We start from the raw sequence: 13256 nt of genomic DNA, 5'->3' as shown, positions 1-13256 counted from the left end.
CGCAATCACAGATAAATATTTCATTCATAAATTATGCGCAAAGCTATGAAGCGTGATTATTCTCACACTAAAACCCACGCTGACATGTTATTCCTAATCGTAATTACTAGAGACCAGAGAAAAGTAATCCACCTGCAAAGGCGGTTTACTTTTCTCTTTTTTTCGTCTATTTAAAATGAGATCACGATATGCAACAGAATTCATATCGCCGTTGGATAACCCTTGCCATTATTAGCTTTAGCGGCGGCGTCAGCTTTGACCTTGCCTATTTACGCTATATCTATCAAATCCCAATGGCAAAATTCATGGGATTTAGCAATACCGAAATCGGCTTAATTATGAGCACCTTCGGTATTACTGCTATTATTCTTTACGCCCCCAGCGGGGTTATTGCTGATAAATTTTCCCATCGTAAAATGATTACTTCAGCGATGATCGTTACCGGCCTGCTCGGTTTATTAATGGCGACCTATCCACCGCTGTGGGCCATGCTTTGTATTCAGGTCGCCTTTGCCATCACCACTATTCTGATGCTGTGGTCCGTTTCAATTAAAGCCGCCTCGCTGCTCGGCGATCATAGCGAGCAGGGGAAAATCATGGGCTGGATGGAGGGGCTGCGCGGCGTCGGCGTTATGTCGCTGGCGGTATTTACCATGTGGGCATTTTCCCGCTTCGCCCCTGACGATAGCAACAGCCTGAAGGTCGTTATCCTGATTTACAGCGTGGTTTATATCCTGCTGGGGATATTGTGCTGGTTCTTCGTCAGCGACGCGCCTCAGCGCGGCGGCGCGGCGCAGGAAGATAAAAAGGCGTTTCAGCTGAGCGATATTCTCGCCGTCCTGCGCATCAGCACGACCTGGTACTGCAGCATGGTCATTTTTGGCGTCTTTACCATCTACGCCATCCTCAGCTACTCCACCAACTATCTGACGGAGATGTACGGTATGTCGCTGGTGGCCGCGAGCTATATGGGGATTGTCATCAACAAAATCTTCCGCGCGATTTGCGGCCCGCTGGGCGGCATTATTACCACCTACAGCAGAGTGAAATCCCCGACTCGCGTCATTCAGCTGCTGTCGATCGTGGGGGTTCTGGCGCTTATAGCGCTGTTAGCCACCAATTCAAACCCGCAGTCCGTTGCGATGGGGATCGGCCTGATCCTGCTGCTGGGCTTCACCTGCTACGCTTCGCGCGGGCTCTATTGGGCCTGCCCCGGCGAAGCGCGGACGCCGGGCTACATCATGGGAACAACCGTCGGTATCTGCTCGGTTATTGGCTTCCTGCCCGACGTTTTTGTCTATCCGATCGTCGGCCACTGGCAGGACACCCTCCCTGCCGCAGACGCTTACCACAATATGTGGCTAATGGGCCTGGCCGCGCTGTGCATGGTGATCCTCTTTACCTTTTTGCTGTTTCGTAAAATACGCCGCACCGACGCCGCGACAGAACGCGAGGCATCGCTGGCCGCAGAAACTGCTGGCGAGTGATGGTGAAAATTTAAAGGAGAATAATAATGTCGAAGAAATACATCATTGGAATTGATGGCGGGAGCCAGAGCACCAAGGTCGTGATGTACGACCTGCAGGGAAACGTGGTCTGCGAGGGAAAAGGCCTGCTGCAGCCAATGCACACGCCGGACGCCGATACGGCGGAGCACCCTGATGATGATTTGTGGACCTCTCTCTGCGCCGCCGGACGGGATCTGATGGGCCGGTTCGCGGGCCAGAAAGAAGATATTGTCGGCATCGGTCTGGGCTCCATCCGCTGCTGCCGCGCGCTCCTTAAAGCCGACGGTACGCCCGCAGAACCTCTCATTAGCTGGCAGGATGCCCGCGTCACCCGTCCTTATGAACACACCAATCCCGACGTGGCCTGGGTCACCTCATTTTCCGGCTATCTGTCGCACCGCTTAACCGGCGAATTTAAGGACAATATCGCCAACTACTTTGGTCAGTGGCCGGTGGATTACAAAACCTGGGGGTGGAGCGACAATGATGAGGTCGTTAAGCAGTTTAATATTCCGCGCCGGATGCTATTCGACGTGCAGATGCCCGGCACGATTCTGGGTCATCTCACCGGCCAGGCGGCTCTCGCGACCGGCTTCCCGGCAGGATTGCCCGTTATCTGCACCACCAGCGATAAGCCGGTTGAGGCGCTCGGCGCAGGGCTACTGGATGATGAAACGGCGGTTATCTCATTAGGCACCTACATCGCCCTGATGATGAACGGCAAAGCGCTGCCGAAAAATCCCGTCGCCTACTGGCCGATTATGTCCTCCATTCCGGAGACGCTGCTGTACGAGGGGTACGGTATTCGCAAGGGAATGTGGACGGTTAGCTGGCTGCGGGACATGCTGGGCGAATCCTTAATTCAGGACGCCGGGGCCCAGGGCCTGTCGCCGGAAGATCTGTTAAATAAAAAGGCCGCAGCGGTGCCACCGGGCTGCAACGGTTTAATGACCGTACTGGACTGGTTAACGAACCCCTGGGAGCCCTATAAGCGCGGGGTCATGATCGGTTTTGATTCCGGCATGGATTACGCGTGGATTTATCGCTCCATTCTGGAGAGCGTTGCGCTGACGTTGAAAAATAACTACGACAATATGTGCAATGAAATGAATCACTTCGCTAAACATATCATCATTACCGGCGGGGGTTCGAACAGCAACCTCTTTATGCAGATCTTCGCCGATGTATTTAACCTGCCGGCCAGACGCAACGCTATTAACGGCTGTGCAAGCCTCGGGGCGGCAATCAACGCCGCGGTTGGATTGGGTTTGTATCCCTCCTACGCGGCAGCGGTTGCAAATATGGTGCGGGTAAAAGATACCTTTATGCCAGTAGAGAAGAATGCCAACAGGTATGAGGCATTAAATAAGGGGATCTTCAGGGAGTTAACCACGTATACGGATACGATTTTGAAAAAGTCGTATGCGGTCACCCACGGTAGCCTGGAAAACGTTGACGCGATTCAAAGCTGGTCGAACGCGTAGCGGACGCGCCGGGTAGAACGCATCTACCCGGCGATTTATCAGGCAATATTCAGATACTTATGCGTTTGCATCGATAGCCGCCAGTTGCGGGCGATGCAGGTCTCAATACACAGACGCGTCGCATCCTCTTTTTGGCTGATAGGCTGCAGAGCAATAATCCGCGGCTTGTCGTCGGTGAGCGTTTCCAGCAGTTCATCCAGCGCTTCGATATCGCGCACACGCCCCACAGGATGTTTGATTTCGTCCGCCCGCAGCAGCGCTTGCGACAGCACGTCGTAACCGCCGCGCATATTGACCTTAGGGGAAACCGTCACCCAGGCCCGCGGGCTACAGCGCACCTCATGGGTGCCGCTGGTTTCAATCTGACAGCTGAAGCCGTTATGTTCAAGAAGGGTCGTCAACGGGGTGAGATCGTGAATACAGGGCTCGCCGCCGGTGATCACCACATGACGAGCGGTCCACCCCTGACGGCCAATAATCGCCAGCAGATCTTCGCCGCTGGCCGGGCCCCATTTATCGCTCTCTTTGGTTTTCGCCAGAATGCTGAACAGCGACACTTCCCGATCGGCAAGTTTGTCCCAGGTATGTTTGGTATCGCACCAGGCGCAACCAACCGGGCATCCCTGCAGGCGAATAAAAATGGCGGGCACGCCGGTAAAGTAACCCTCGCCTTGCAAGGTCTGGAACATCTCGTTAATCGGGTACTGCATAATCATCTCTGTTTAGGTTCTAAACGATCATTATCGCAGATTTGCGCGCCCAGGTCTTGTCCTCAGCTGCGATGGCGCGCGCCTCGCCCCCCATACCCTAAGCAACGCCCTATCCGCCATCTGACGATAAAACTGCGGCTATTATTCCTCTTTACGCTGCCAGATTTATGGATTATCCGCACCGTATTAATAATTCATTTTATTTTTTAGATTCGCGCCTTTGATGTAACAAAAAATTTTAAATATTACATTAATGAAAAATATTAAAACCTGAGAAATAAATAAAATAATCAATAAAATCATTAATGTACAAACTGATACATGAAAGTTCGAATCTTTATAAATAGCCTGATGTCGAATCCAATCCACGCCCGTTCATAACCTTAAAACAGTCTTAAGAATTGGTTTAAATGGCCCATTTTCCATTTACCCGCCGTTTAGTTTAGCCCGCCTAGAATCCACTCGACTAACCATGATGAGACTGTATTCATGAATACATTATTAATTACAGGCGTTACCGGATTTCTGGGTGGAGCAGTTTTAGAGAATATCCTGAATCAAAAAAATGGGGTTAATCTGCTGCTTTTAGTTCGTGCCAATAATGGTGAAGCAGCGCTTGCCCGGGTTAAAGACAATCTGCGTAAATTCAATATCGCTGAGGAGACGCTGGCGACGCTGAGCACCCGGCACATACTGCTGGGCGATTTGGCGAATCCTGAAGAATTCCTTGCCGATCCGCGCCTTGAGCGCGTTACCCACGTGCTCAACTGCGCCGCCGTCGCTTCGTTCGGCAATAATCCGCTGATCTGGAAGGTCAACGTCGAAGGGACGCTCCGCTTTGCCCAACGCATGGCCGAGGTCTCCGGGCTGCAGCGCTTCCTGCACGTTGGCACGGCAATGTCGTGCTCGCCGGAGCCTGATTCTCTGGTCGCGGAAAGCGCCGAATTCCGCGAGCGCGCCGAACATCTTGTCGAGTACACGCATTCTAAATCGACCATCGAGCGGCTGATGCGGCAGGAGTGCCCGACGCTTCCGCTGGCTATCGCCCGCCCCTCTATCGTCGTCGGCCATACCCATCACGGCTGCCAGCCCTCCAGCAGCATCTTCTGGGTATTCAGCATGGGCCTGATGCTGCAAAAGTTCATGTGTTCAATGGAGGACAGGATTGATGTTATTCCCGTTGATTACTGTGCCGACGCGCTGCTGATGCTGCTCGACAGCCCGCTTGCCCGTGGTGAAGTGGTGCATATATCGGCGGGGGAAGAAAACAGCGTCAGGTTTGCCGAGATTGACAGCGCGATGGCCTCCGCGCTGGAGCGGCTGCCCGTCGGCGACAGCTATGCCCAGGTGAGCTATGAGACGTTGGTTAAGATGCGCCGTGAGCTAAAGGACATCTTTGGTCCGTGCAATGAGCGCCTGATGCTGAAAGCCATGCGTCTGTATGGCGCATTCGCCACGCTTAACGTACGCTTCAGTAACGATAAGCTGCTGAGTATGGGGATGCCCAAACCGCCGCGCTTTACCGATTATATTGACCGCTGCGTGCAAACTACCCGCGGGCTTTCGATCCCGCAGCAAATGGCCGTCGACTTTAAATAATCGCCGCTGTGCAGACAAAAAAAATGCCAGTCCGCAGACTGGCATTTTTATATCAGATAAAGACCGGCTTATGCCTGACCTTTGATCTCTTTACGACCGTTGTACGGTGCTTTTTCGCCCAGAGCTTCTTCGATACGAATCAGCTGGTTGTATTTAGCAACGCGGTCAGAACGGCTCATAGAACCGGTTTTGATCTGGCCTGCAGCGGTACCAACAGCCAGGTCAGCGATGGTAGCGTCTTCAGTTTCGCCTGAACGGTGAGAGATAACGGCAGTGTAGCCAGCGTCTTTCGCCATTTTGATCGCAGCCAGAGTTTCGGTCAGAGAACCGATCTGGTTGAATTTGATCAGGATGGAGTTAACGATGCCTTTGTCGATACCTTCTTTCAGGATCTTGGTGTTGGTTACGAACAGATCGTCACCAACCAGCTGGATTTTGTCGCCCAGAACTTTAGTCTGGTATGCAAAGCCGTCCCAGTCAGATTCGTCCAGACCGTCTTCGATAGAAACGATCGGGTACTGTTTGGTCAGGTCTTCCAGGAAGTGAGTGAACTCTTCAGAGCTGAACGCTTTGTTGCCTTCGCCAGCCAGAACGTATTTACCGTCTTTGTAGAATTCAGAAGCCGCGCAGTCCATCGCCAGAGTGATGTCTGTGCCCAGCTCGTAGCCAGCAGCTTTAACCGCTTCAGCGATAACCGCCAGAGCTTCAGCGTTGGAACCCAGGTTCGGCGCGTAGCCGCCTTCGTCACCAACTGCAGTGTTCATGCCTTTAGCTTTCAGAACTTTAGCCAGGTTATGGAACACTTCAGAACCCATACGTACGGCTTCTTTCAGGGATTTAGCGCCAACCGGCTGAATCATAAATTCCTGGATGTCGACGTTGTTGTCCGCGTGCTCGCCGCCGTTGATGATGTTCATCATCGGAACCGGCATGGAGTATTTGCCCGGGGTACCGTTCAGCTCGGCGATGTGTTCGAACAGCGGCTGACCTTTAGCAGCGGCTGCTGCCTTAGCGTTCGCCAGGGACACGGCCAGGATTGCGTTCGCACCGAAGTTAGATTTGTTTTCAGTACCGTCCAGATCGATCATGATCTTGTCGATGCCGGCCTGGTCTTTGGCGTCTTTGCCAAGGATTGCCTGAGCGATCGGGCCGTTAACCGCGCCAACAGCTTTCAGTACGCCTTTGCCCATGAAACGGGATTTGTCGCCATCGCGCAGTTCCAGCGCTTCGCGGGAACCAGTAGAAGCACCTGACGGAGCTGCTGCCATACCAACGAAACCACCTTCCAGGTGTACTTCGGCTTCAACAGTCGGGTTACCACGGGAGTCGATGATTTCACGACCGATGACTTTAACGATTTTGGACATTAGATTTTCCTCAGTACAAGTTAAACTAAAACTCCAGACAAACAATGCACCCGGATGGGTGCATTGCCGTTCTAACTCTTTTACTTCGCCTGACGCTTCTGATACTCGCTTGCCGCTTTCACAAAACCTGCAAACAGCGGATGGCCATCGCGTGGCGTAGAAGTAAACTCCGGGTGGAACTGGCAGGCCACAAACCACGGATGGTTCGGCACCTCGATGATCTCGACCAACTGATCGTCCCCGGAACGGCCCGCAACGCGCAGGCCCGCATTTTCAATAGGTTTCAACAACATGTTGTTGACTTCGTAACGGTGACGATGGCGCTCGGTGATTGTCGGCTCGCCGTACAGCTGGCGCACCAGGCTGTCTTCGTCCAGCTGGCACTGCTGCGCGCCCAGGCGCATGGTGCCGCCGAGATCGCTTCTCTCAGTACGAACTTCAACGTTGCCTTCTTCATCACGCCATTCGGTAATCAGCGCCACTACCGGGAACTTACAGTCTGGCACAAATTCCGTGGAGTTGGCGTTCTCCATCCCCGCTACGTTGCGCGCGAACTCAATCAGCGCAACCTGCATGCCCAGGCAAATACCCAGGTATGGAATATTGTTTTCACGCGCAAAGCGCGCGGTGGCAATCTTACCTTCAACGCCGCGGTAGCCGAAGCCGCCCGGGATCAGGATAGCATCTAAATTCTTCAGAATTTCGACGCCGCGCGTTTCCACATCCTGCGAATCAATCAGCTTGATGTTCACGGTCACGCGATTTTTCAGACCGCCGTGTTTCAGCGCTTCAATCACCGATTTGTAGGCATCCGGCAGCTCAATGTACTTGCCGACCATACCGATGGTGACTTCGCCTGCCGGGTTAGCCTCTTCGTAGATAACCTGTTCCCATTCGGCCAGGTTTGCTTCCGGGCAGTTCAAGCTGAATCGTTTACAAATATAATCGTCCAACCCCTGAGATTTCAACAGGCCTGGAATTTTATAAATGGAATCGACATCTTTCAGAGAAATAACGGCCTTTTCCGGGACGTTACAGAACAATGCAATTTTAGCACGTTCGTTCGCCGGTACCGCCCGATCGGAGCGACAGATCAGAATATCTGGCTGAATACCGATAGAAAGCAGCTCTTTTACGGAGTGCTGAGTCGGTTTGGTTTTGACTTCACCGGCTGCTGCCATGTACGGCACCAGGGTCAAATGCATAAACAGGGTATGCTCACGGCCGATTTCTACCGCCATCTGGCGAATAGCTTCGAGGAACGGCAGGGATTCGATATCACCCACGGTACCGCCGATTTCAACCAGCACCACGTCGTGACCTTCGCCACCGGCAAGCACGCGCTCTTTAATGGCATTAGTAATGTGCGGAATAACCTGTACGGTTGCGCCCAGGTAATCACCACGGCGCTCTTTGCGCAGAACGTCGGAGTAAATACGGCCCGTAGTGAAGTTATTGCGGCGACTCATTTTGGTACGGATGAAACGCTCGTAATGACCCAGGTCCAGATCGGTTTCAGCGCCGTCTTCAGTAACGAACACTTCCCCGTGTTGGATAGGGCTCATGGTACCCGGATCGACGTTGATGTACGGATCCAGTTTCATCATGGTCACGTTAAGCCCACGGGCTTCGAGAATAGCTGCGAGGGAAGCTGCGGCAATGCCTTTACCCAGAGAGGATACGACCCCGCCGGTCACAAAAATATAGTTCGTTGTCATGCTGAACCTGAGAAGTTAGGGTGAAACGATGGAATAACCAGGACGGGAAAGTAGTATACCCGAACACGACGAGCGCCACAAACTTTCATTCTCCGTCTCCTTTCCAGGTCATGACAATCATAAGGAGTGAGAAAATAGCTCCTTTTGGGTAAATGTTTTTGACGCAAATCAAGCGCTTGTCATTTAAAAAATCACACAAATTGCGCTTGATCGCAAAATTTCGTTAGAGATCAGTTTCCTGCCGCTTTACCTCTTGCCACACTTCTTCCATGGTATCGAGGTCAACGCCGGTCATCTCCAGCCCGCGAGCGGTCACAATCCGCTCAACTTCGCGGAAGCGACGCTCAAATTTCAGGTTGGCTTTTTGCAGGGCGACTTCGGCTTTAACGCCTAAATGGCGGGATAAATTGACCGTCGCAAACAGCAGATCGCCAACTTCCTCCTCCAGTTTAGCTTCATCTACCACCGCCTGCTGCACTTCGTGCATCACCTCATCGATCTCCTCGTGCACTTTGTCCAGCACCGGACCGAGCGAGGTCCAGTCAAAGCCAACCCCCGAGCAGCGTTTTTGTATTTTATGCGCGCGCATCAGCGCCGGCAGGCTATGCGGAATATCATCCAGCGCGGAGTGCTGGGATTTTTCCGCCCGCTCGGCGCTTTTAATCTCTTCCCAGCGCGCCAGCACTTCCGCGCTGGTACCGGCGCTGGCATCGCCGAAGATATGCGGATGGCGGCGCTCCAGCTTGTCGCTGATAGCGGCGCAAACGTCGTCAAACGCAAAACGCCCTTCTTCCTGCGCCATCTGGGCGTAGAACACTACCTGGAACAGCAGGTCTCCCAGCTCGCCGCGCAGATCGTCGAAATCTTCGCGGGCGATAGCATCCAGCACTTCATACGTTTCTTCGAGGGTATAGGGAGCAATGGTGGCAAAAGTCTGCTCTTTATCCCACGGGCAGCCGTTCTCCGGGTCGCGCAGCCGTTGCATTATCCCGAGCAGGCGGTCGATTTGAGTCATGGTGATTCCTTGCAAAATGTTGGTCTTTTTCGCTTCCCCCGGTGAAAACGCAGGAGAAAATCAGCGCGGTTGCCCTCTCCCCGGAGGAGAGAGGGTCATGGATGGAGGGATAAACCATTACCCGCCGTGCAGGCGGCGGGCATCAATAACATCCGGCACCTGGTTCAGCTTGCCGAGCACGCGGCCCAGCACCTGCAGGTTATAGATTTCGATATTCATATCGATGGTGGCCAGCTGCTGTTTCGTATCGCTACGGCTGGCAACGCCCAGCACGTTGACCTTCTCGTTGGCGAGGATGGTGGTGATATCGCGCAGCAGCCCGCTGCGATCGTTGGCGACCACGCGCACCACCAGCGAGTAGCCCGCCGAATAGCTCTCCCCCCAGACCGCATCAACGATCCGCTCCGGCGCGTGCGACTGCAGCTCCGCCAGCTGATCGCAGTCAGCCCGGTGCACCGAGATCCCGCGCCCCTGGGTGATAAAGCCGACGATCTCATCGCCGGGGATCGGCTGACAGCAGCGCGCGATGTGGTGCATCAGGTTGCCGACGCCTTCCACAACTACCCGACCGTTGTCTTTGCTGCGATTCTGCGGCGCCCAGCTCTTCTGCTGCAGCTGCTTCAGCGCCGCCGCATCCTGCTCGGCCGCGCTCGGCTTGTTGAACTGCGCCTGCAGGAAGTTGACCATCTGGTTAAGGCGAATATCTCCGCCGCCAATGGCCGCCAGCAGCTCATCCAGCTCGTTGAAGTTGTAGCGCGGCAGCAGATGTTTTTCTGCATCCTTCAGGCTGATGCCAAGATGCTCAAGCTCATCGTCAAGGATCTGCCGCCCGGCGATAATATTCTTGTCGCGATCCTGCTTGCGGAACCAGGCGTGAATTTTGGAGCGCCCGCGGCTGGTGGTCACATAGCCGAGGTTCGGGTTCAGCCAGTCGCGGCTTGGATTGGGCTGCTTCTGGGTGATGATTTCAATCTGATCGCCCATTTGCAGCTGATAGGTAAACGGCACAATGCGTCCGCTAATTTTCGCCCCGATGCAGCGGTGGCCGACATCGCTGTGGATATGGTAGGCGAAATCGAGCGGCGTCGAGCCGGCGGGTAAATCCACGACGTCGCCTTTCGGCGTAAAGACGTAAACCCGGTCGTCAAAGACCTGGCTACGCACTTCATCCAGCATTTCGCCAGAATCCGCCATCTCTTCCTGCCAGGCGATCAGCTTACGCAGCCAGGCGATGCGGTCTTCGTAACCGCGCCCGCCGCCCACCGCTGCGCCAGCGCCCTCTTTGTACTTCCAGTGCGCGGCGACGCCCAGCTCGGCATCCTCATGCATCTGGCGAGTACGAATTTGAATTTCTACCGTTTTACCGCCGGGACCGAGCACCACGGTATGAATAGACTGGTAGCCGTTAGGTTTCGGATTAGCGACGTAGTCATCGAACTCATCCGGCAGGTGGCGATAGTGGGTGTGGACTATCCCCAACGCGGCGTAGCAGTCCTGCAGGCGCTCAGCGACTATGCGCACCGCCCGCACGTCAAACAGCTCATCAAAGGTGAGATGCTTTTTCTGCATTTTCCGCCAGATGCTGTAGATATGCTTCGGCCGGCCGTACACTTCGGCCTTAACGCCTTCCGTTTTCATTTCTGAGCGCAGGTGGCCGACGAATTCGTCAATGTAGTGTTCGCGGTCGATTCGCCGCTCGTGCAGCAGCTTCGCGATGCGCTTATATTCGTCAGGATGCAGGTAGCGGAAGCAGTAATCCTCCAGCTCCCACTTCAGCTGGCCGATACCTAAGCGGTTGGCCAGCGGCGCATAGATATTGGTGCACTCTTTCGCCGCCAGGACCCGTTCATCTTCGGGCTCGTCTTTGACTTCCCGCAGGTGGGCAATACGTTCGGCAAGCTTGATGACCACACAGCGAAAATCGTCGACCATCGCCAGCAGCATGCGGCGAATGTTATCCACCTGTTCGGAGGAGACGGAGTCGGTGTGGGTCGCCTTGAGCTGGCGGATGGCCGCCATGTCGCGCACGCCGTGGATCAGGGTCACCACGGATTTGCCGACGCTCTCCTGCATCACCTCTTCGCTGACGACCTCGCCGTCCGCCAGCGGGAACAGCATCGCGGCCCGCAGCGTATCGATGTCCATGCTCAATGTGGAGAGGATTTCAACCATCTCCACGCCGCGCCATAGCAGGAGGTCCGCGCGCGGATGTCCCTGCGTTTGCTCGCGACAATAGTCCCAGGTTTCGGCTAAGCGTTCACACGACTGCTGGCTGGAAATTCCCAGACTCGCGATCCATTTATTCGGGTCAAATTCACCAGCTTTATTTAAATGTGCACTTCTTACCGCAACCATTGTCCTCTCCTTAAGGGACCTGGCCTGCCGAAGTCGGCAAGCCTCAACTTTTACACGTCATCCTGCAAATCGTATCAGCGCCGGCTTCCGTCGCCCACCTCAGTCGCTGAGCTGCGCAAGCCGCTGAGGATTTACTCTACTGCCACCTCGATGCGATTCGTATGATTTTATGTAAGCTTGTGCTCAAACAGCACCATTGATTCCAGATGCCCGGTGTGCGGGAACATATCCAGCATCGCCAGGCGTTGGATTTTATACCCCGCCTCTAAAAGCAGTTCGCTATCGCGCGCCAGCGTCGCCGGGTTACAGGAGACATAGACTACGCGCTGCGGGGCCAATTTTATAATATGTAACATCACGCCGGCCGCACCGGCTCTTGCCGGGTCGAGCAATATTTTATCAAAGCCATGCTTCGCCCAGGCCTGGCGCGTCACGTCCTCTTCCAGATTTTCGTGGAAGAATGTGACGTTATGCAGATTGTTAAGCGCGGCGTTTTCGCGCCCCTTCTCGACCAGGGCAGGAACGCCTTCAACGCCGACAACCTGCCCGGCGCGCTGCGCCAGCGGTAGGGTAAAATTACCCATTCCGCAGAACAGATCCAGCACCCGGTCCTGCGGCTGAATATCCAGCCACTCGAGGGCCGTACGCACCATCAGCTGGTTAACGCCATCGTTAACCTGAATAAAGTCGCGCGGACTGAACACTAAGCGTAGTCCGTCTGACGTATACCATGGCGCTTCCCCGGCAATATGTTCAAGTATCTCGCTTTGCGGCGCCAGGTACAGGGAAAGACCGTGAGATTGCGAAAATCGTTCCAGTTTTTCTTTATCGCCGGCGGGCAGCGCAGCGGTATGACGCAATACCATCAGCGGCCCGTTATCGGCCTGCACCAGCTCAACGTGGCCCAGCTGACGCATGGATTTCAGACCGCTCAGACATTCGCGCACCGCCGGCAGCAGCGCATCAAGAGCGGGCGCCAAAACGGGGCACTGCACCACGTCGACGATGTCGCTGGAGCTGGCCTGACGAAAGCCCATCTGTAATTGTTGGGTCTTTGGCTGATAATTCAAGCTCAGGCGCGCGCGTCGACGATAGCCCCACGGCGAAGCGGCTATAATCTCATCGACATCGCGCTTCATCAGCCGACCGAGCGCGGCGCGCTTGCTTTGCTGCTGTAGCTCAACGCTGGCATGCTGCTGCTGGCAGCCGCCGCAGACGCCAAAGTGCGGGCAGCGCGGCGTCTGGCGCTGCGGGCTGTCGTTCAGGCGGCGTTTAACCCTGGCGTGAGCGTACTGTTTTTTATCGTCAACCAGCACGACCTCGGCCTGCTCCTGCGGCAGCAGGCCGCGAACAAATAGCGCTTTTCCCTGGTGACGAGCAACGCCCTGACCAAAGGGATCGAGGTCATTGACTGTAACGGTTATGATCTGGCGCGTCGTCACACGCCGTTTTGCAGAGTAGAATTGCGCCATCGTAGAGATTTGTCTCAATCAAATATAC

At 54.6% G+C, this 13256-nt stretch carries 9 protein-coding genes; 3 read left to right on the top strand and 6 right to left on the bottom strand.

Annotated features, from left to right (window positions below):
- Positions 1 to 188: 188 nt before the first annotated feature.
- Both QFI97_RS06745 and QFI97_RS06740 read left to right on the top strand, forming a co-directional pair.
- Positions 189 to 1487 carry an MFS transporter gene (locus tag QFI97_RS06745; protein WP_095098617.1) on the top strand — a complete coding sequence of 433 codons (1299 nt, stop codon included), beginning with the start codon at positions 189 to 191 and terminating at the stop codon, positions 1485 to 1487.
- A gap of 26 nt (positions 1488 to 1513) precedes the next feature.
- Positions 1514 to 2992, top strand: coding sequence for an FGGY-family carbohydrate kinase (locus QFI97_RS06740; protein WP_346430778.1), 1479 nt, complete (start codon positions 1514 to 1516; stop codon positions 2990 to 2992).
- Between the two features lie 38 nt (positions 2993 to 3030).
- Here QFI97_RS06740 and queE read toward each other — a convergent pair whose 3' ends face one another.
- Positions 3031 to 3702: a 7-carboxy-7-deazaguanine synthase QueE gene (gene queE, locus QFI97_RS06735; RefSeq protein ID WP_041147731.1), complete on the bottom strand. Its 672-nt coding sequence runs from the start codon at positions 3700 to 3702 to the stop codon at positions 3031 to 3033.
- 489 nt (positions 3703 to 4191) lie between these two features.
- Between queE and QFI97_RS06730 the strand changes: the two genes are divergently transcribed.
- Positions 4192 to 5301: an SDR family oxidoreductase gene (locus QFI97_RS06730; RefSeq protein ID WP_095098623.1), complete on the top strand. Its 1110-nt coding sequence runs from the start codon at positions 4192 to 4194 to the stop codon at positions 5299 to 5301.
- 68 nt (positions 5302 to 5369) lie between these two features.
- On the opposite strand, the gene eno is transcribed toward QFI97_RS06730, so the two are convergent.
- The 5 genes from eno to rlmD form a co-directional block, all read right to left on the bottom strand.
- Positions 5370 to 6668: a phosphopyruvate hydratase gene (gene eno / locus QFI97_RS06725; RefSeq protein ID WP_095098626.1), complete on the bottom strand. Its 1299-nt coding sequence runs from the start codon at positions 6666 to 6668 to the stop codon at positions 5370 to 5372.
- Between the two features lie 80 nt (positions 6669 to 6748).
- Positions 6749 to 8386 carry a glutamine hydrolyzing CTP synthase gene (pyrG, locus tag QFI97_RS06720; RefSeq protein ID WP_041146974.1) on the bottom strand — a complete coding sequence of 546 codons (1638 nt, stop codon included), beginning with the start codon at positions 8384 to 8386 and terminating at the stop codon, positions 6749 to 6751.
- A 223-nt stretch (positions 8387 to 8609) separates the two neighbouring features.
- Positions 8610 to 9401 (bottom strand): nucleoside triphosphate pyrophosphohydrolase, encoded by a 792-nt coding sequence (gene mazG / locus QFI97_RS06715; protein WP_095098632.1) that lies wholly within the window; start codon positions 9399 to 9401, stop codon positions 8610 to 8612.
- A 117-nt stretch (positions 9402 to 9518) separates the two neighbouring features.
- Positions 9519 to 11756 (bottom strand): GTP diphosphokinase, encoded by a 2238-nt coding sequence (relA, locus tag QFI97_RS06710; RefSeq protein WP_095098635.1) that lies wholly within the window; start codon positions 11754 to 11756, stop codon positions 9519 to 9521.
- Between the two features lie 167 nt (positions 11757 to 11923).
- Positions 11924 to 13228 (bottom strand): 23S rRNA (uracil(1939)-C(5))-methyltransferase RlmD, encoded by a 1305-nt coding sequence (rlmD, locus tag QFI97_RS06705; RefSeq protein ID WP_095098637.1) that lies wholly within the window; start codon positions 13226 to 13228, stop codon positions 11924 to 11926.
- Positions 13229 to 13256: the final 28 nt, after the last annotated feature.

Origin of the sequence: Klebsiella scottii (genome assembly GCF_036561945.1) — a bacterium.
In the GTDB taxonomy this organism is placed as follows: domain Bacteria; phylum Pseudomonadota; class Gammaproteobacteria; order Enterobacterales; family Enterobacteriaceae; genus Klebsiella; species Klebsiella scottii.
The sequence above is the reverse complement of the archived record's forward strand: the minus strand, read 5'-3'. Positions and strand labels throughout refer to the sequence as shown.

Excerpts from the sequence above, each read along its gene's own strand:
- QFI97_RS06745 (WP_095098617.1), top strand. The coding sequence starts at position 189 with ATGCAACAGAATTCATATCGCCGTTGGATAACCCTTGCCATTATTAGC.
- QFI97_RS06740 (WP_346430778.1), top strand. The coding sequence starts at position 1,514 with ATGTCGAAGAAATACATCATTGGAATTGATGGCGGGAGCCAGAGCACC.
- queE (WP_041147731.1), bottom strand. The coding sequence starts at position 3,702 with ATGCAGTACCCGATTAACGAGATGTTCCAGACCTTGCAAGGCGAGGGT.
- QFI97_RS06730 (WP_095098623.1), top strand. The coding sequence starts at position 4,192 with ATGAATACATTATTAATTACAGGCGTTACCGGATTTCTGGGTGGAGCA.
- eno (WP_095098626.1), bottom strand. The coding sequence starts at position 6,668 with ATGTCCAAAATCGTTAAAGTCATCGGTCGTGAAATCATCGACTCCCGT.
- pyrG (WP_041146974.1), bottom strand. The coding sequence starts at position 8,386 with ATGACAACGAACTATATTTTTGTGACCGGCGGGGTCGTATCCTCTCTG.
- mazG (WP_095098632.1), bottom strand. The coding sequence starts at position 9,401 with ATGACTCAAATCGACCGCCTGCTCGGGATAATGCAACGGCTGCGCGAC.
- relA (WP_095098635.1), bottom strand. The coding sequence starts at position 11,756 with ATGGTTGCGGTAAGAAGTGCACATTTAAATAAAGCTGGTGAATTTGAC.
- rlmD (WP_095098637.1), bottom strand. The coding sequence starts at position 13,228 with ATGGCGCAATTCTACTCTGCAAAACGGCGTGTGACGACGCGCCAGATC.